This window comes from Lysobacter antibioticus, assembly GCF_000731095.1.
GTDB classification, from domain to species: domain Bacteria; phylum Pseudomonadota; class Gammaproteobacteria; order Xanthomonadales; family Xanthomonadaceae; genus Lysobacter; species Lysobacter antibioticus_B.
Genome location: NZ_JMTZ01000011.1, coordinates 31,587 through 48,137 on the forward strand (window position 1 = coordinate 31,587; position 16,551 = coordinate 48,137).

General features: G+C 66.0%; 18 protein-coding genes and 1 pseudogene. 9 read left to right on the forward strand and 10 right to left on the reverse strand.

Annotation, left to right across the window (positions count from 1 at the left end; translation table 11 throughout):
• Positions 1–214: 214 nt before the first annotated feature.
• From EX88_RS0104060 to EX88_RS23465, 10 genes are all read right to left on the reverse strand, one after another.
• Positions 215–1,228, reverse strand: coding sequence for a tetratricopeptide repeat protein (locus EX88_RS0104060; protein ID WP_031370724.1), 1,014 nt, complete (start codon positions 1,226–1,228; stop codon positions 215–217).
• A gap of 26 nt (positions 1,229–1,254) precedes the next feature.
• Positions 1,255–1,701, reverse strand: a complete 447-nt coding sequence (locus EX88_RS0104065; RefSeq protein ID WP_031370725.1) for a cytochrome c-type biogenesis protein CcmH — start codon at positions 1,699–1,701, stop codon at positions 1,255–1,257.
• 194 nt (positions 1,702–1,895) lie between these two features.
• Positions 1,896–2,462, reverse strand: a complete 567-nt coding sequence (locus EX88_RS0104070; RefSeq protein WP_031370726.1) for a DsbE family thiol:disulfide interchange protein — start codon at positions 2,460–2,462, stop codon at positions 1,896–1,898.
• Complete coding sequence (locus tag EX88_RS0104075) at positions 2,459–4,471, reverse strand: heme lyase CcmF/NrfE family subunit (RefSeq protein WP_081930609.1); 2,013 nt, start codon at positions 4,469–4,471, stop codon at positions 2,459–2,461. Before EX88_RS0104075 ends, EX88_RS0104070 begins: the two co-directional genes overlap by 4 nt.
• A 231-nt stretch (positions 4,472–4,702) precedes the next feature.
• The gene (gene ccmE / locus EX88_RS0104080) at positions 4,703–5,170 is read right to left on the reverse strand and encodes a cytochrome c maturation protein CcmE (protein WP_031370728.1); all 468 of its coding nucleotides are present in this window, start codon (positions 5,168–5,170) and stop codon (positions 4,703–4,705) included.
• Entirely contained in the window at positions 5,167–5,331 is a 165-nt protein-coding gene (gene ccmD / locus EX88_RS0104085; RefSeq protein WP_031370729.1) for a heme exporter protein CcmD, read from the reverse strand. Before ccmD ends, ccmE begins: the two co-directional genes overlap by 4 nt.
• The gene (gene ccmC / locus EX88_RS0104090) at positions 5,331–6,092 is read right to left on the reverse strand and encodes a heme ABC transporter permease CcmC (protein ID WP_031370730.1); all 762 of its coding nucleotides are present in this window, start codon (positions 6,090–6,092) and stop codon (positions 5,331–5,333) included. The genes ccmD and ccmC overlap by 1 nt, the downstream gene beginning before the upstream one ends.
• Positions 6,093–6,181: 89 nt before the next feature.
• Positions 6,182–6,898 (reverse strand): heme exporter protein CcmB, encoded by a 717-nt coding sequence (gene ccmB, locus EX88_RS0104095; protein WP_036148003.1) that lies wholly within the window; start codon positions 6,896–6,898, stop codon positions 6,182–6,184.
• Positions 6,895–7,539, reverse strand: coding sequence for a heme ABC exporter ATP-binding protein CcmA (ccmA, locus tag EX88_RS0104100; RefSeq protein ID WP_031370732.1), 645 nt, complete (start codon positions 7,537–7,539; stop codon positions 6,895–6,897). The genes ccmB and ccmA overlap by 4 nt, the downstream gene beginning before the upstream one ends.
• A 118-nt stretch (positions 7,540–7,657) precedes the next feature.
• A complete protein-coding gene (locus tag EX88_RS23465; protein WP_051884444.1) occupies positions 7,658–8,131 on the reverse strand; it encodes a DUF3293 domain-containing protein in 474 nt (157 codons plus the stop codon).
• Between the two features lie 176 nt (positions 8,132–8,307).
• Here EX88_RS23465 and EX88_RS0104110 point away from each other — a divergent pair, with 176 nt between their 5' ends.
• From EX88_RS0104110 to EX88_RS0104150, 9 genes and pseudogenes are all read left to right on the forward strand, one after another.
• Positions 8,308–9,456, forward strand: coding sequence for a pyridoxal phosphate-dependent aminotransferase (locus tag EX88_RS0104110; protein ID WP_031370734.1), 1,149 nt, complete (start codon positions 8,308–8,310; stop codon positions 9,454–9,456).
• 414 nt (positions 9,457–9,870) lie between these two features.
• Positions 9,871–10,233: pseudogene (locus EX88_RS0104115) on the forward strand (hypothetical protein); the annotation flags it as partial.
• A gap of 281 nt (positions 10,234–10,514) precedes the next feature.
• Complete coding sequence (locus EX88_RS27305; protein ID WP_036148033.1) at positions 10,515–11,537, forward strand: virB8 family protein; 1,023 nt, start codon at positions 10,515–10,517, stop codon at positions 11,535–11,537.
• Positions 11,534–12,301, forward strand: coding sequence for a TrbG/VirB9 family P-type conjugative transfer protein (locus EX88_RS0104125; protein ID WP_031370737.1), 768 nt, complete (start codon positions 11,534–11,536; stop codon positions 12,299–12,301). The genes EX88_RS27305 and EX88_RS0104125 overlap by 4 nt, the downstream gene beginning before the upstream one ends.
• Positions 12,298–13,518 carry a TrbI/VirB10 family protein gene (locus EX88_RS0104130; protein WP_031370738.1) on the forward strand — a complete coding sequence of 407 codons (1,221 nt, stop codon included), beginning with the start codon at positions 12,298–12,300 and terminating at the stop codon, positions 13,516–13,518. The genes EX88_RS0104125 and EX88_RS0104130 overlap by 4 nt, the downstream gene beginning before the upstream one ends.
• Positions 13,519–13,546: 28 nt before the next feature.
• Complete coding sequence (gene virB11 / locus EX88_RS0104135; RefSeq protein WP_031370739.1) at positions 13,547–14,584, forward strand: P-type DNA transfer ATPase VirB11; 1,038 nt, start codon at positions 13,547–13,549, stop codon at positions 14,582–14,584.
• A gap of 181 nt (positions 14,585–14,765) precedes the next feature.
• Positions 14,766–15,584, forward strand: coding sequence for a lytic transglycosylase domain-containing protein (locus EX88_RS23470; protein ID WP_200875796.1), 819 nt, complete (start codon positions 14,766–14,768; stop codon positions 15,582–15,584).
• Positions 15,585–15,709: 125 nt separating this feature from the next.
• Positions 15,710–16,078 carry a TrbC/VirB2 family protein gene (locus EX88_RS0104145; protein ID WP_051884449.1) on the forward strand — a complete coding sequence of 123 codons (369 nt, stop codon included), beginning with the start codon at positions 15,710–15,712 and terminating at the stop codon, positions 16,076–16,078.
• Positions 16,071–16,385, forward strand: coding sequence for a type IV secretion system protein VirB3 (locus EX88_RS0104150; protein ID WP_081930610.1), 315 nt, complete (start codon positions 16,071–16,073; stop codon positions 16,383–16,385). Before EX88_RS0104145 ends, EX88_RS0104150 begins: the two co-directional genes overlap by 8 nt.
• The last annotated feature ends 166 nt before the right edge of the window (positions 16,386–16,551 follow it).

A 16,551-nucleotide genomic window follows, 5' to 3' on the forward strand; every position in this document is an offset into this window, starting at 1 on the left:
GTGGGCCGGTGTCCTTGGGGTCGGAGGGGAAGGGCGGAGCGGGAAGCGGAGGCTGGCGAAGTTCGTTTCGTCCGCTCGCCCGTATCGATCGCCGTGCAGCCTAAACCATTGTTTCGGCGTGCGTGGCAGCATCATCCGTTCTGTCGTCATGCGCCCGTTCCGATGGCGAAACAGGCCTCGTTTCGAGGCCGGATCCGGACGGGCCCGGCCGCGATCATTCGACCACGCGATCGATCACGATCTCGACCCTACCGCTGTCGGCCACGCGCGCGGTCGTGGGCGAGGAGGCGAGGTCGCCCGCCTGCGGAATCGCGTTGCCCGATGCCGAGACGCGGGCGAGCACCTGCACTTGCGCGAGCTGGGACAGTTTCATGGTCGGCATCGGGCTGTCGCCGTCGTCGAGCCGGACTTCGATCGGGAAATCCTTGGCCGCGTGTTTCTCTACCGCGACCGGCATCGGCGCGCCGCTGGTCTGGCGGGCGAGCACGAACAAGCTGGCGTTGGCCGGCAGCTTGGCCGCCAGGGCCGGCGCCAGGCTGACCTTGATCGTGATGCCGGGGCCCGCGCTTGCGGCCGCGGCCGTCTTGGCCGGCGCTTGCATCGGTTCCAGCCCGGCCTCCAGGCGCGCGCCGTTGATCTGTTCGAGCAGGCTCGCGGCGGTGCGGGCATCGACCACGGCGAGCAGCGGCTCCCAGGTCTTCGCCGCTTCGGCCGGTTGCTCGGCCTGGCGCTGGGCGATGCCGAGGAACCAACGCGCACGCTGGTGCATCGGCTGCTGTTGCAAGGCGTGCTGCAGCATGGCCACGGCTTCGGCGTCGAAACGCCGGTCCGGCATCGCCAGCGCGCGCGCCTCGGCGGCTTCGGCGAGCAGGTCGGGGTTGTCGGGGGCGAGCTTGACCGCACGCGCATAGGCATCGCGCGCTTTCGCGCTCAAGCCTTCGGCGGTGTAGGCGCTGGCGAGCAGGCGCCAGCCTTCGATCTGGTTCGGATCGCGTTCCAGCTCGGCTTCGAGCTGGGTCACCGCTTCGGCGAGGGTCTGGGGTGCCTTGACCTGCTGCGGATTGAGCGCGGCCGGCGTGCCGATCGCGAGGTACAGCGCCGCGGTCACCGCCGCCAGCGCCAGGCCGACGCCGGCACCGAGCCACGGCCGCGAGCGCCACAGCGGATACAGGGCGAATCCCAGCGCGAACACGACCAGGGTCGCGCCCGCCACCACGAACATCGTCATCGAGGTCGAACCCATCGCCACGGCCATCACCACTCTTGCTCGTCGTCGTTCGGCGCGGGCGTCGACGCCGCGCTGCGCTGGCGCACGATGCGCGCGACCACGAAGCCGCCGGCCAACAGCAGCAGGGCCGGGCCGAACCACAGCAACCAGGTCTTGGATTCGACCTGAGGCCGGTAGAGCACGAACTCGCCGTAACGCGCGACCAGGAAGTCCTTGATCTGCGCGTCGTTCTTGCCCTGGCGCATCAGCTCCAGGACCTCGCGGCGCAGATCGTGGGCGATCTGGGCGTTGGAATCGGCCAGCGACTGGTTTTGGCACATCACGCAGCGCAGCTCGGCGACGAGGGCATGGAAGCGCCGTTCTTCGCCGCTGTCGTTGAAGCTCAACGGCACCGGGTCGTTGGCGGGCTGCGCCGTCAGTGGAGCGGCAAAGGACAGGGTCAGCAGCAGGGCGAGCGAGAGGGGGCGTGCGATTCGGCGCAGCGAGTAGGCGAGGACGGCAAATCCCCCCCGGCCCCCCTTTTTCAAAGGGGGGAGATCTTCGGTAGAGAGCGTCGTTACAGGCGAGACAGGAATGCGTCGGGAGATTGCTTCACCACCAACGAACCCGTGCTGTCCCCCCCTTTGCAAAAGGGGGGTAGGGGGGGATTTGCTCTCGCCGCAGTAACTCATCGCGCCTTCTCGACTTCCGCCAGCTTCGGCAGCAATTCGTCGCGGATCGTCGCGTCGGTCAACGGGCCGACGAACTTCCAGCGCACGATGCCCTTACCGTCGACCAGGAAGGTTTCCGGTGCGCCGTAGATGCCCCAATCGATCGCCGACTTGCCTTCGAAGTCGGTGACCACGACCCAGTAGGGATTGCCGAACTGCTCCAGCCAACGCAGGGCGTCGGCGTGTTCGTCCTTCCAATTGAAGCCGATCACGCGCACGCGCTTGGTCTCGGCGAAACGGGTCAGCACCGGATGTTCGTCGCGACAAGCCGGGCACCAACTGCCCCAGACGTTGAGCAGGTAGGGTTCCCCGCGCAGGTCGTCGGACGAGAGCAGGCGGCCGGCTTCGTGCAGCACCGGCAGCGAGAACGCCGGCGCCGGCTTGCCGATCAGCGGCGACGGCAGCGCCTCGCGGTTCGGCTTGCGGCTCAGCCAAACGCCGGCGGCGAGCAGCACGGCCAACGCAGCGAATACCGCCAACGGCAACCAGCGGCTGTTGTTGCCGCGCGGGGTGGGGGTATTCATGCCTGTTCTCCTGCAATGGATCCTGCGACCGCGGCGGTCGCCGTGGCTACGGCCGGACGCGGCTCGGGCGAACGTTCGCCTTCCTCGCGCGCATCGGCCTTGACGCGGAAACGCCGGTCGGCCGCTGCGACGAAACCACCGAGCATCATCAGCAAGGCGCCCAGCCAGACCCAGCGCACGAACGGTTTGATGTGCACGCGTACCGCCCAGGCGCCGTCGCCCAGCGATTCACCGAGGGCGACATACAGATCGCGGGTGATGCCGCGTTCGATCGCCGCTTCGGTCATGACCTGGCCGCCGCTGGCGTAGGCGCGTTTTTCCGGGTGCATGACCGCGAGCACTCGCTCGCCGTCGAACACGGTGACGGTGCCGTAGTCGGCTTCGTAGTTGGGCCCGACGCGATGGTCGACGCTGTCGAAGCGGAACGCGTAGCGACCGAGGTCCAGGCTCTTGCCCGGCGTCAGCGCGACTTCGCGCTGCACGCTGAGGCCTTCGACCAGCAGGGCGCCGACCAGGAATACGGCGACGCCGAGATGGGCCAGGGTCATGCCGAGCATTTCGGCGGTGTAACGGGTGCCGTTGCCGCGCACGCGCGTCCACACGAAGCGCAAAGTGCCGGCCGCGACCCACACCGCGCCGCCGACGCCGGCGGCGACTTTCCACGGCCCCTGCGGCGCGAGGAAATAGGCCGCGATGGCCGCGCCGAGGGCGAGACCGGCCCAGGGCACCAGCATCGCCAAGGGGCGTGAGGGCTGCTCGCGCTGCCAGCGGAACAAGGGCCCGAACGGCAGCAACAACACCAACGGCGTCATCAGCAACACGAACATCAGCGAGAAATACGGCGGGCCGACCGAGATCTTGCCGAGTTCCAGCGCATCGGCCAGCAAGGGATACAAGGTGCCCAGCAGGACCATCGCGCAGGCGGTGGCGAGCAGCAGATTGTTGGCGAGCAACAAGGTCTCGCGCGAACTGAGCTCGAACGGCTTGCCGCCGTCGTCGTCGCCGGACGGCACGCGCAGTGCGTACAGCAGCAGCGAACCGCCGATGACGATGCCGAGGAAGATCAGCACGAACAGGCCGCGCGAAGGATCGGCGGCGAAGGCGTGCACGCTGGTCAGCACGCCGGAACGGACCAGGAAGGTGCCGAGCAGCGACAGCGAGAACGCGGCGATCGCGAGCAACAGGGTCCAGCCGCGGAAGCTGCCGCGCTTTTCGGTGACCGCCTGCGAATGCAGCAGGGCGGCGCCGGCGAGCCAGGGCATGAAGCTGGCGTTCTCGACCGGGTCCCAGAACCACCAGCCGCCCCAGCCGAGTTCGTAATAGGCCCACCACGAACCCAGGGCGATGCCCAGGGTGAGGAAGGCCCAGGCGATATTGGTCCACGGCCGCGTCCAGCGCAGCCAGCGCGCGTCGACCTTGCCGTCGAGCAAGGCGGCGATGGCGAAGGCGAACGGCACCGAGAAGCCGACGTAGCCGATATACAGCATCGGCGGATGGATGATCAGGCCGGGGTCCTGCAGCAGCGGATTGAGATCGCGGCCTTCGGCGACCGCCGGCAGCAGGCGCGCGAACGGATTGCTGGTGAAGATCAGGAACGCGAGGAAGCCGACGCTGATCACGCCCATGACCGCTAGCACGCGCGAGATCACCTCGGGCGGCAAGGTCTTGGAGAAGCGCGCGACCGCCGCGGTCCACAGCGCCAGCACCAGCGCCCACAGCAGCAACGAACCCTCGTGCGCGCCCCACACCGCCGAATAGCGATACGCCATCGGCAGCAGCGAATTGCTGTTCTCGGCGACATAGCGCAGCGAGAAATCCTGGGTGACGAAGGCTTCGGTCAGGATCAGGAAGGCGAAGCCGACCAGGATCAGCTGCGCGTAGGCCGCGGGCCGCGCGATCGCCATCCACGGCGCGATGCCGCGATGCGCGCCGAGCATCGGCAGGCTGGCCTGCACGATGGAGATCAGCAGGGCGAGGATCAGGGCGATCTGGCCGAGTTCAGGCAGCATGGGTATCGCCTGCGAGGGTTGGGAACGAGGGAGCGGTGAGAGCAAATCCCCCTCGGCCCTCCTTTTTCAAAGGGGGAAGGCCAGCGGAGCGTGGTGAAGTCGACCGGGTTGTTTCCGTTGTCGCAAAGGAAGCGTGGCAAGCAGGTCCTGAAGAACCGGTCCCGGCCGTTCCCCCCTTTGTAAAAGGGGGGCAGGGGGGATTTGCTCTCGCTACCGCAACGGTCACTGCGATCAACGCGCCGGCTCCGCGCCGCCGGGGGCGGCGACGTCGTGCTTCTTGTGCGCCGCGCCCATCTTGTCGGCGACTTCCTTCGGCATGTAGGTCTCGTCGTGCTTGGCGAGAATCTCCTCGGCGACGAAGGTGTCGCCCTGCATGCGGCCGGTCGCGACCACCGCCTGCTTCTCGCGGAACAGGTCGGGCAGGATGCCGGTGTAGGCGACCGCCAACTCGGCGTCGCCGTCGGTGACGCGGAATTGCGAATCCAGGGTGCCCTGGGTGCGCTTGAACGAACCCGCCGCGACCATGCCGCCGAGGCGGAAACGCGCTCGCTCGCTGGCTTCGCCGCGCAGGATCTCGCTCGGCGTGTACAGATAGGCGACATTGCGCTGCAAGGCGGTGGCGACCAGGGCGGTCGCGGCGCCGGCGGCGGCGACCAGTCCGACTACCCAGAGCAGGCGGCGACGGCGAGTGGGGTTCATCGGCTCAATTCACTTGTCTGGCTACGCGCTGCGCTGCGGGCCGCGCGCGCGCGCGCCAGGCGCAATTCGCGGCGGATCTGCAACCGGCCGGCGACGAAGTCCCAGCCCAGCACGACGGCGAAAACCGCATACGCGGCGATGATGTATTCCTGGTATTCCATTATCGGCGGCCCTCGCTCGTGGCGCCGGCGAGTTCGGCGACCCAGGCCTTGCCCTGTTCGCGGCGCAGGTTGTCGGCGCGCGCCCGCGTCAGCAGGGCGCCGATGAACCACAGCTTGGTGCCGACGATCATCCAGATCAGCGGCGCCATCATGCTCGCGTCCATGCTCGACTTGCCGAGCAGGCTGATGGTCTGGCCCTGGTGCAGCGAGTTCCACCACACCACCGAATAACGGATCACCGGCAGCAGGGCCACGCCCACGATCGCCAGCAAGGCGGCGGCGCGCGCCGCGGCGCGGCGGTCGTCGATGGCGTTGTACAGGCCGATCACGCCGAGATACAGGAACAGCAGGATCAGCTCGGTGGTCAGGCGCGGGTCCCAGTCCCACCAGGTGCCCCACATCGGCTTGCCCCAGATCGAACCGGTCGCCAGTGTGATCAGGGTGAAGCCGGCGCCGATCGGCGCGCAGGCCATGGCCAGGATCTCGCACAGTTTGATCCGCCAGACCAGGGCGATGGCGGCATAGAACGCCATCAGGGCGAACACCGCCATGCTCATCCAGGCGCTGGGCACGTGGATATAGAGGATGCGGAAGCTGTCCTTCTGTTGGTAGTCGGCCGGCACCAGGAACAGGGCCGAGTACAGGCCCCAGGCCATGACCAGCAGGCCCAGGCCGTAGCCCCAGGGCGCCCAACGCGCGGCGAAGCGGTCGAAGTAGGGCGGCGAGCCGAGTGTGTGGAACCAGCGGACGAGGGGATTCATTCAGTGGGTCGTTCGGGGTCTGGGTCGCGAGCGGCCTGGAGCGGTGGGACGCGGCCAAGCGGCGGCCGCGCAGGATCTGTTCGGTGCGATCAGTTCAATGCGATGCGGATCGCCGCGGCGGCCGCCAGCGGCGCCAGCAACAGGGCGACCACCAGTCCGGCGGCCAGCAACAGCAACGCGCCTACCGGGTCCAATCCCTGGGCCGAGCGAGCCACGCTGCCCGCCCCGAACACCAGCACCGGGACATACAGCGGCAGCGCCAACAAGGCCACAAGGATACCAGAGCGCCGCATCCCGACCGTCAGCGCGGCCACGACCGCGCCGAGCAGACTCAGCAGCGGCGTGCCCAGCGCGAGCGAGGCCAGCAGCACCGGCAATTGCTCGCGCGGCAGGTATAGCAGCTCGCCGAGGAAGGGGGTCGCGACCAGCAGCGGCAGGGCGGTAGTGGCCCAGTGCATGAAGGTGCGCACCGCGACCAGCCAGCCCAGCGGCACCGGCGCCAGCATCCATTGCTCCAGCGAGCCGTCCTCGGCGTCGCCACGGAACAAGGTGTCGAGGGCGAGCAGGCCGGCCAGCAGCGCCGACAGCCACAGCACCCCGCCGGACACCTTCGCCAAGGCCTGCTTCTCGCCGCCCAGGGCCAGGGCGAACAGCACCACCACCAGCAAGGCGAACAGCGCCGGCTGCAGGGCGTCGCCGCGGCGGCGCCAGAGCAGGCGCAGGTCGCGCGCCATCAGGGCGCGGGCCGAGCCGATCAGGCCGGGCGTGGCGGCGGTCAGGCTGGGATTGCGTTGGCGCGCGCTCATGCCGCCTTCTCCATGACCAGCATGCGGGTACGCACCGGCGGCGCGGCATAGGCGCCGTGGGTGGTGACCAGGGCGGCGCCGCCCTCGCGCAGGTGTGCCTGGACCATCCGATTGACCAGTTCGATGCCTTCCAGGTCGAGATTGGCGTAGGGCTCGTCGAGCAGCCACAGCGGTGCCGGCGCCATCCACAGGCGGGCCAGCGACAGGCGCTTCTTCTGTCCGGCCGACAGCTGGCGGGCGAGGGCATCCTCGTAGCCGGCCAGGCCGACGATGGCCAGGGCGTTCTCGGGCAGCTGGCCGCGCCGGCGCCCCTGCAGGCCGCACAGGAAGTTCAGGTTTTCCATCGCGCTGAGGTCGGCCTTCAGCCCGGGCAGATGGCCGAGGTAAGCGATCGCCCGGGCGCGGCGCGCCGGGTCGGACGGTTCGCCGTCGAGTTCGATCTCGCCCTCGTCGGCCCGCAACAGACCGGCCAGTACCCGCAGCAGCGTGGTCTTGCCGGCGCCGTTGTCGCCCTGCACGAGCAAGGCCTCGCCGGCGTCGACCGCGAAATCGAGCGGCCCGAACACGGGTTCGTCGTTGCGCGCAAAGCGCAGTCCGCGGGCTTGCAACAGCGGCGGGGCAGTACGTTCGTGTGAGGTCATCGGTCGGGTGCGGGCGCCCGGTCGGGTCGCGGAGCGCGCATTTTATGCGAGTCCGCCGCCAATCCCCCATGAGCGAGCGAGGGCGAGGGCGGCCGCGCCGGCCCGGATCGCGCCCGACTCAATCGCCGAGCCAGTCGGTGTATTCCGAGCGCTCGGCATTGGCCGGGCGCGCGATCAGCATGCGCAAGCGCACCGGCTCGCCGCGGCGCCAGGCCAACACCCCGGCCTGGCCGAAATCGCGGGCCAGGGCATGGGCGAGGCTTTCGTCGAGGTCGGCCAACAGCCAGCCCGGCTCGCGCCATTCGCCTGCGCTGTCTTCGGCCCAGGCGGCGTGGCGTTGCACCCCAGCGGCATCCAGGCGCGCCACCAGTCGTTCGTCGGCGGCGCGGTTGGCGCTGTCGGAGTGCGGTTCGGACGCCGGGTTCCAGGCGGTCACGAACATATAGTGAGTCGCCGGCCAATACGCTTCGAGGTCCCTGGCCGGGCGGCCGACCCGTAAGGGCAGCGCGTCTCCGTCGAGGGCCACCGCATAGTCCGCGGCGGCGTAAGCGACCGCCAGTTCGGCAGCATTGACGACTTGTAGTTCGCGCATGGCGTCAGTGTCCCGAGCCTGGGCGGACAGTGCAATGCCCGTTGATCGGCGGCTGTCCAATGGGTCGGGCGCATATCGATATGTCGACTCGGACGGCTTGCGGCCGGATGCGATCTAACGGCCTGCAACACCGCACCGTTACACTCGATGCCCCGTACGCGATCCGTTCCCGGCCCATGACGCTCGAAACCAAGCTGCCGAAAGTCGGCACCACCATCTTTACCGTGATGTCGCAGCTCGCCCTCGAGCACCAGGCGGTCAATCTGGGTCAGGGCTTTCCCGACTTCGACGTGCCGGCGCGGCTGGTCGAGTCGCTGGCGCGGGCGATGAAGGACGGCAAGAACCAATACGCGCCGATGACCGGCATCCCGGCCCTGCGCCAGGCCATCGCCGCCAAGACCGAGCGCTGCTACGGCCACCGTCCCGACGCCGACAGCGAGATCACGGTGGTGTCCGGCGCCAGCGAGGCGATCTTCGATGCGGTCCAGGCGGTGGTCCGCCCGGGCGAAGAAGTGATCGTGCTCGATCCCTGCTACGACAGCTACGAGCCGGCCATCGACCTGGCCGGCGGCCGCGCCGTGCATGTCTCGCTCGACCCGCAGACCTTCGCCGTCGACTGGGACCGGGTGCGCGCCGCGATCACCCCCAAGACCCGGCTGTTGATGATCAACTCGCCGCACAACCCGTCCGGGGCCATGTTCGATGCGAACGACATCGCGCGCCTGAGCGAGCTGCTGCGCGACCACGATATCTGGCTGTTGTCGGACGAAGTCTACGAACACATCGTGTTCGACGGGCTGCGCCACGAGTCGATCCTGCGCTACCCGGAGTTGCGCGCGCGCGCCTTCGTGGTGTCGAGCTTCGGCAAGACCTACCACTGCACCGGCTGGAAGATCGGCTACTGCATCGCGCCGCCGGCGTTGTCGGCCGAGTTGCGCAAGGTCCATCAGTACAACAGCTTCTGCAGCTTCGCCCCGGCGCAGTGGGCTTTTGCCGAGATGATCGAGGCCGAGCCGGAGCACTACCTGGGCCTCGGCGATTTCTACCAGGCCAAGCGCGATCGGTTTCGCGAGCAACTTTCGACCACGCGCCTGAAGCCCCTGCCGGTGCCGGGCGGCTATTTCCAACTGGTCGACTACTCGGCGATCAGCGACCTCGACGACGCGGCCTTCTGCCGTTGGCTGACGATAGAGAAGGGCGTCGCGGCGATTCCGCTGTCGCCGTTCTACGAGTCGCCGCCGGCCGGGCAACGATTGGCGCGCCTGTGTTTCGCGAAGAACGAAGCGACCCTCGACGCGGCGATCGAACGCCTGGCCAGACTTTGAGTCGCAACTCTAGATTGCACTTTTTTCGTCGACCCACTTGCCGAAAGCTTTGACTTCGGTCTAATCTTCGTCTACGAGTGTCGTCAGACACACGTTTAACGGTACTACCGTGCTGTAGGGGAGTTCATGGACAGAACGATGATTACGCGTCGCGCGACTCGCGCGGCCTTACTTTCGCGACCCGGTGCAGAAAGGGCAGGCGTGTTACGCACTGCCACTGCAAAGGTGTCCGCCGTCTCATTTTGGCCGGCTTCGGTCCAGCAAATCCGTTACCAACAATGACCGCGGCGGGGCCAGTCGCGACGCACTGGCGAGTCCAGGCGTGGCTGGCGGCCTCAGCGGCGATTTCGTGCGTCAGTTCAATCAAATAAAGCCGGGGAAAGCGTGAGACATACAACTGCAACCAGCCCTCGTTTGTGGGTCGCGATTTTGCTGGCGATTGCGCTGGCAGGCTGCGCCACTCGACCCGCGCCGGATTTCGGCGGCCGCTGGAAGCCGGTCAACCGGTATTCCGAAGCCCCCAGTGAAATCCCGCTGCACCAGTCCTACGTGTTCTATCCGTCGCCGATGGACGGCACGTTGAAGAACATGCTGACGCGCTGGGCGACCGATTCGAATATGACCCTGGATTACCAGCATTATTCGGACTTCACCCTGCACCAGGCGGTGTCGCTGATCCACACCACCAGCCTGCCCGATGCGGTTTCGCAGCTGAATTCGGCGTATGCCGCGCAAGGCGTGGTCATCGCCCGCGAAGGCGACAAGATCGTGGTCCGCTCGGCCGTCGCCGCGCCGGCGCCGGGTCCCGCCGCGGCGGTGCCCGAGCCGGAGTCGAAGGCCAGCCGTCACGCCAAGACCAAGAGCGAGGCGGCCCCGGCCGAATCGCCCTCCGCGGATGCGGCGCCCTCGTCGGTCTCGACGACGGCGGTCGCGCAAACCGCAGCTCCGACGCCTTAACCATCGAACGGCTAACGCCGACCCGCTTGAGCGATCCGGTCTGCGTGCGCAAGCACGCGCGGTCGCCGGCAACGATTCCATAGTTATGGATGCAACATAAGATGTTCGGAAAAAAGCCCGTAACTCCGCAGATCGAGAACGCCGTCGCCAAGGCGGCCAACTACGAAGTCACCGTTGCCGACATAGCGCGACGCAGCGAACGCCGCGCCTGGATGGTGGCGTTCGCCTCGTTGGTGATGTCGCTGATCCTGGCCGGCGGATATTTCTACTTCCTGCCGCTGAAGGAAAAGGTGCCGTACCTGGTCATGGCCGATGCCTACACCGGCACCTCGACCGTGGCCCGCCTGCGCGACGACTTCGTCAACCCCAGCATCGCCAGCAGCGAGGCGATCAACAAGAGCAACATCTCGCACTTCGTGATGGCGCGCGAGTCCTACGACCACTCGCAGATCGGCGAGCGCGATTGGAGCACGGTGTTCGCGATGGCGGCCCCGCACGTCACCAGCGGCTACTCGCAGCTGTACGGCAACACCAATCCGAACAATCCGATCACCATCTTCGGCAAGGCCAAGACGGTCCGGGTCAAGATCCTCAGCATCCAGCTCAACGGCGAGCAGAACACCGGTCCGAAGCCGAAAGTCGCCACGGTTCGTTTCCAGCGCAGCGTGCTGAACAAGGACACCGGGTCTTCCGAGCCTCTGGACAGCAAGATCGCCACGATCGAGTACCTGTACAAGTCGAACCTCAAGATGGACGAGCGCAATCGCGTGCTCAATCCCTTGGGCTTCCAGGTGACCGGTTACCGCGTCGACAACGACTACGCCGCTTCGCCGCCGATCCAGAGCGAGTATCCGACTACGCCGGGCGCGGCTCCTGCTCCTGCTCCCGCGGCTGCGCCGCAGGGCCAGCTCATGCCCGACGGCACGATGGCGCCGGCTCCCGCTTATCCCGGCGCGGCTCCGGCCGCTCCCGGCGCCGCCCCAGGCTACCCGCCGACGGCACCGGCCCAGCCGGGCCAGCCCGGCGCGCCCGTTCCCCCCAATCCCGCCGCCAATCCGGCAATGACGCCGGCGGCACCCGCACCTGCACCGACTGGCAATGCGAATGGAGTCAGCAACCGATGAACTGCCTGCGTAAACACCGCTTGGCCGCCCTGCTGTTTCTGGCGGTTTCCGGCCTCGCGCTACCTGCCACGGCCCAGGTTATCCAGGAATACGAATACGAAGCCAACCGTATCTATCCGGTACGTACCGGCCTGGGCATCACCACCCAGATCGAGCTGAGTCCGAGCGAGAACATCCTCGACTACAGCACCGGCTTCAGCACCGGCTGGGATCTGAGCCGCCGCGACAACGTCTTCTACATCAAGCCCAAGAACGTCGACGTCGACACCAACATGATGATCCGTACGAGCACGCACTCGTACATCTTCGAGTTGAAGGTCGTCGCCACCGACTGGCGCGTGCTCGAGCAGGCCAAGCAGGCCGGCGTGCAGTACAAGATCAAGTTCGTCTACCCGAACGGCACCGAGTTTTCCGGCGCTCAGGAGACCAAGGTCGAGCCGGTTCCGGAGTTGAACACGACGCTCGACAAGAACCGCGTCTACAACTTCGACTACCAGTATTCGACCCGCAAGAAGCCCTCCTGGCTGGTGCCGACCAACGTCTACGACGACGGCCAGTTCACCTACATCAAGATCAGTGGACTGAAGAGCCTGCCGACCGGCAATTTCCCGGCCGTGTTCGGTCGCGAACGCGAAGGCAGCGAGGATTTCGTGGTCAACACCACGGTCGAGAACAACACGATCGTCGTCCACGGTACCTATCCCTACTTGATCATCCGGCACGGCAACAACGTCGTCGGTCTGCGCAGGAAGAAGCAGAAATGAGCCAGAACATGCCGCCCAACCCGCCTGGCCGCCCCGAGGACAACACGGGCACGTCGCAAGAAGGCAACTACGGCTATGCCGGTGCCAATCCCTATTACGGCCAGCAGGCCAGCGGCCCCGCGCCGGACCTGGATGCCGGTACCCCGACCCTGAAGTCCGCCGAAGCGCAAAAGCTCAACCGTAAGGCGCTGCTGTTCCTCGGCGGCATCGTGCTGTTGTTGATCATCGCCGCGCTGTGGATGTTCAACCGCGCGACTTCCGACGACGACGAGACGAAAAAGGTCAAGGAAGAGGAGATCAGCATCCCGGCGCTGCCCAAGCCGATCGAGGCGCCGTTGCCTCCGCCGGAGCCGATGCCGCCGATGCCGCCCTTGCCGATGGCCGAGCCGATGCCGCCGCCGCAGCCGCAGATGAACCAGCAGCCGCAGGAACAGGTCGAAGCCGGCCCGCGCGGTCCCAGCCTGATGGAGCGCCGCATGGGCGAAATGGCCGGGCAGGGCGGTGGTAGCGGTGGACAAAGCCAAGAGGACCGTGTCGCGGCCCAGATCGCCGCGGCCGAAGCCCGCCTCAACCCGAAGGCCGCCGTCGTCGAGCCGCCGAAGGAAGTCGCCTTCGCACAGCCGATCTACAACCCCGATACCTTGCTGGTACGCGGTACATACATCCGCTGCGTGATGGAAACGCGAATCGTCACGGATCTGCCGGGCTTTACTTCGTGCATCGTCACCGAGCCGACCTACTCGATCAACGGCCGTCGTCTGTTGCTGCCGAAGGGCTCGAAGATCTCCGGTCGCTACCAGAACGACAACATCAACGGCCCGCGCGTTTCGGTCATTTGGGATCGCATCACCACCCCTAACGGCATCGACGTCAACATGGCCAGCCCGGGTATCGACAACCTCGGCGGTGCCGGCCACCCCGGCGATTTCAACGCGCACTGGGGCAGCCGTATCGCCTCGGCGCTGATGATCAGCCTGATCAGCGACGCGTTCAAATACGCAGCGGCCAAGAACGGTCCGGAAAGCACCACGATCACCAACAGCGGCAACGAGATCCAGCAGCCGTACGAGAGCAACACCGCTCGTGCGATGGAACGCCTGGCCAACCAGGCCCTGGACAAGAGCATCAACCGTCCGCCGACCGTGACCATCAACCAGGGCACGATCGTGAACGTCTATGTCGCCAAGGACGTCGACTTCTCGTCGGTCCTCAGGTGATATCGGCCACAGTGGTTAGTTGAGAGAAATGGATACAGACAATTCACCGATCGCCCAGGTATCCAACGCGTTCCTGGAATACCAGTACCAGGTGCTGGGCATCCACGAGTACATGAGCTCGCCGGATGTGACGGAAATCTGTATCAACCGGCCGGGGGAGCTCTATCTGGAGACCCGGTCGGGCTGGAACCGGATCGAAGTGCCGGGCCTGACGTTCGATCGGGCCCGGCAGTTCTGCACCGCGGTCGTCAACGAGAGCAACACCGGCCAGCGCATCACCGATGCCGACCCGGTGGTCTCGTTGACGTTCCCGACCGGCCAGCGCGCCCAGTTCGTGATCCCGCCGGCGTGCGACGCCGGCAAGGTCTCGATCACGATCCGCCTGCCCTCCAAGCACAGCAAGACCCTCCAGCAGTACGAGGAGGACGGCTTCTTCGCCCAGGTCGTCGAGCAGACGCACGTGCTGAGCGAGCACGACCGCGAGCTGCTGGAGCTGCGCGCGTCGAGGAACTACGCCGAATTCTTCAAGAAAGCCGTCCAGTACAAGAAGAACGTCGTCGTCGCCGGCGCCACCGGCAGCGGCAAGACCACCTTCATGAAGTCGCTCGTCAACCACATTCCGGCCTACGAACGGCTGGTGACGATCGAGGACGCACGCGAGCTCTTCATCGAGCAGCCGAATGTGGTGCACTTGCTCTACTCAAAAGGTGGACAAAGCACGAGCAACGTCACGGCCAAGAGTTGCATGGAGGCCTGCCTGCGTATGAAGCCCGACCGGATCATCCTGGCCGAGTTGCGTGGCGACGAATCGTTCTACTTCATTCGTAACTGCGCCTCGGGCCACCCGGGATCGATCACCAGCTGCCACGCCGGCAGCATCACCCAGACCTGGGATCAGCTGGCGTTGATGGTGAAGGCTTCGAACGAGGGCTCGGGATTGGAATTCGCGGTCATCAAGCGCTTGTTGATGATGACCATCGACATCGTCGTGCACATCAAGGCCCACGCCGGGCAGCGCTATATCACGGGTATCGATTTCAATCCGGAACGCGCGCACGCCGAATAGGTGCGATGCGTTCGGGAAATTCGTGAAAAAGTGACGTAAGTGTGCATAGTCATTGACAATCCTGGCTCCAACATGAATCATTGCGGCGTCGTTCCAACTGCTAGCAACCCATTCATTTTTGGTCTGTTTACAGGGGGTCGGCGCCAAGGTCGGCAGGGGGGATCAAGGAATGTTGCCCGGAATTGAGCTGATGAACTGCCCGGGCTTGGCAGTTCCACATGAAGTGATGCACCACGTCGTGCGCGTGGAGTCGTCCTTTAATCCCTACGCCATCGGCGTCGTGGGTGGCCGCCTTGTGCGCCAGCCCAAGAATCTCCCCGAAGCGATCGCCACCGTGCGCATGCTCGAGCGCCGCGGCTACAACTTTTCGCTCGGTGTCGCCCAGGTCAACCGCTACAACCTCGGCAAGTACGGCCTGGACTCCTACGAGAAAGCCTTCGAGGCCTGTCCGAACCTGCAGGCCGGTTCGCGCATCCTGGCCGAGTGCTACAGCCGCTCCAACAACGACTGGGGCAAATCTTTCAGCTGTTACTACTCCGGCAACTTCGTCACCGGTTTCCGGCACGGTTACGTGCAGAAGATCTATGCCTCGATCAACCGCGCCGCGAGCGAAGTCTCCGATGGTCAGGCCATCGCGGTGATCAGCAAGTCGCCGCGTGCCGAGCCCGTTGGGGCGAGCGTCGCCGCGGCCGCCAAGCCGGTCTACGCGCCAGGCCGGCAGTCCGGCCCCCAGCGCCTGGCCGCCGCCTTGGCGACTTCGCAGCCGGCCCCGGCCCCGCCGCCGATGGCCGCGTCGATGCCCCAGTTGCCGTTATCTGCTACACCAATGCCAGTTTCTTCACCGCCTCCGGCCCAGCCCGTTTCGATGGGTATGGCCGCACTGACCCTGCAAGCGTCTCAACCGGTGAGAGTCATGCCGATGAACGCCGCCGCGGGGCCAGCCGCTGCCGCTGCTCCGGCCAAGGAGCCGTCGCCGGGAGACCAGGCCTTCGTTTTCTGACCACCGATCCACCAGCGCCAAACCCTTAGCTCCAATTCCCTAGCTCCAATTCCCTAGCTCCACCCCTAGACCCACGATTCTTCTCCACCACCTTTGTCCACTCGCGAACTAGAAGGGATCTCTTCATGAACAACACCATTCTCAAGAACTTTGTCTCTGCCTTCGGCATGGCGGCTCTCTTCGTCAGCATGCTGGTCCTGCCGGAAGTGGCATTCGCTCAGCCGGGCGGCGGCGCCAATGCCGAAGAGCGCGTCAGCGGCTTCATCAACAACCTGAACTCGTTGCTCAATATCGCTTCGATCGCGGTCGTGACCATCGCCGTGATCTTCGCCGGCTACCAGATCGCGTTCGCTCACAAGCGCATCGCCGACGTCGCTCCGGTCCTGATCGGTGGCTTCCTGATCGGCGCGGCCGCCCAGCTGGCCAACATGGTGATCCCGGATGACGTCGGCCAGAACGTGATGGTGATGACGGCCCTGTCCTCGTATGCATAAGAACGCGCTGTTTCGCGGCTGTACGCGTCCGCCGATGTTCCTCGGCGTTCCGTACATTCCCTTCGCCTTCGGCGCCGGGACCTCGATGCTGCTGACGTTCTATATCGATATGTGGTGCATCTTGTTGCTGCCGGTGGTGATTTTCATCATGCGGCAGATGACCCGGCGAGATGAGCTGATCTTCCGCTTGCTGGGTCTGCGCTTCCAGTTCCGCGCTCGCGTGCGGAACCTGGAGCACCACCAGGGCATGTGGGTGTTCACGCCGAACCTGTATCGCAGCCCCAGCGACAAGAAAGCGAAAAAATGAAGTCCCGGACGTCATTGCGGCTAGCCCGCAATGACGTCCGGCTTTGCCGGCAGCCGTTCGCCGCCGGCTGTTAGCCGAGTTCGCTGTCAGCCGAGTTCCCCGAGCGATCCAGCCGTCCAGCCTCAAACAGCCGCTACATCCACTCCAGAAGGCACGTACTCACCCT